The following is a 580-nucleotide window of genomic DNA, read 5'->3' as shown; positions in this document are numbered from 1 at the left end:
GGGTATCCGGGAACCAGTAGTTCATCACCAGCTGTGATGCAACAAGGTCAACGGCGATAGTGACCGCCCAGTTGTACCAGTAGTTCCAGCCCAGCGCGAAGCCGAAGCCCTCTTCCACGTATTGTTGCCCGTAGGTGGCAAAAGAGCCAGAAACCGGCATATAGGCCGCAAGCTCGCCCAGGCTTGTCATCAGGAAATAGACCATCAGACCAATCAGCATATAGGAGAGCAGCGCGCCGCCTGGGCCCGCTTGAGAAATGGTTGCGCCAGAGGCAACAAATAGCCCGGTCCCGATAGAGCCGCCGATGGCGATCATCGTTAGGTGGCGCGCTTTTAGCTCACGACGTAAGCCAGGCGCTTGTGTTGTTTTATCTTGAGAAACCATAGAAAATTGCGGTCCGTCGAAAAAATGAGGCGAGATTGTAGCAAACCCGTCCCAGACATATAGTACAAATACGCTGTTATAAGAGAGCTTCATGATCGGCAGCGAATTATAAGTAATTTACTTATGGCGGGAGTCTAACGAGGAGTATCAACGGACGTAGCGGCTTGCCTCAGGTTTCCCGGGGCGCGGAAATTT

At 52.8% G+C, this 580-nt stretch carries 1 protein-coding gene; it reads right to left on the bottom strand.

Annotation, left to right across the window (positions count from 1 at the left end):
* Positions 1–385, bottom strand: a 385-nt coding sequence (locus EHN07_RS20385) for an amino acid permease (RefSeq protein WP_124025823.1), incomplete at its 3' end; no start/stop codon positions are given.
* Positions 386–580: the final 195 nt, after the last annotated feature.

Source organism: Buttiauxella warmboldiae (assembly GCF_003818135.1).
In the GTDB taxonomy this organism is placed as follows: domain Bacteria; phylum Pseudomonadota; class Gammaproteobacteria; order Enterobacterales; family Enterobacteriaceae; genus Buttiauxella; species Buttiauxella warmboldiae.
This window is presented reverse-complemented; position numbering and strand designations above follow the sequence as displayed.